We start from the raw sequence: 973 nt of genomic DNA on the forward strand, positions 1-973 counted from the left end.
TGAATACTTGTAAGCAAAACAGTAATTAAAGTGACGGCTTATATTCGCAGTCACTTTTTCATGGATGAAATATGACAATCAGATACTCTTTACTTGCGGCCAGTTTACTGGCTGGGCTTGTTCACGCCAATGAAGCACCGAAAAATATTATTTATATGATCGGTGATGGAATGGGCCCTGCCTACACAACCGCCTACCGTTATTATCAAGATAATCCAGAAACTAAACAGATTGAGCCTACAGTCTTTGACTCGATACTGGTTGGCATGGCTCACACCTATCCCGATGATGATACTTATGTCACTGACAGTGCAGCAGGCGCGACGGCCTTAAGCAGTGGCATAAAGAGTTACAATGGCGCCGTCGCTGTTGATACCCATAAAAAGCCAGTTAAAACGATGTTGGAAGTAGCGAAAGAGCAGGGCATGACAACCGCTCTAGTGGCGACTTCGCAAATTAACCACGCGACGCCCGCAAGCTTTGCCGCGCACAACGAATCTCGTCGTAATTATGATCAGATAGCAGACGACTACTTGGATAACAAAGTAAATGGAAAGCTGCCCGTCGATCTGTTACTTGGTGGTGGTGTTCGATACTTTGAGCGTGAAGACAGAAACCTGATTGAAGAATTTAAAACGCAGGATTATCACTACGTAACGGATTTTGATACCTTGCCTTCGTTGCAAACATTGCCTGCGATTGGGTTGTTTGCCGACAAAGCATTTCCGTTTGCTTTGGATGAGAATCCCAACCGACTCGAGAAGATGACGAACAAGGCGCTGTCTTTATTATCGCGCTCAGAGCATGGCTTTTTCGTCATGATCGAAGGAAGCCAAATCGACTGGTGCGGTCATGCGAATGACATAGCATGCGCGATGGCAGAAATGGATGATTTTGCTAAGTCGATTGCTTTAGCCAAGGCGTATGTTGATGCTCATCCTGACACTTTGCTCGTTGTCACCGCCGATCACTC

At 45.8% G+C, this 973-nt stretch carries 1 protein-coding gene; it reads left to right on the top strand.

What is annotated here, in order from left to right:
- Positions 1-71 precede the first annotated feature (71 nt).
- Positions 72-973 (top strand): alkaline phosphatase (locus tag R7Q48_RS25200; protein WP_318132870.1); only part of this gene is annotated, 902 nt, incomplete at its 3' end.

The sequence above is a fragment of the Vibrio sp. 378 genome, assembly GCF_033339435.1.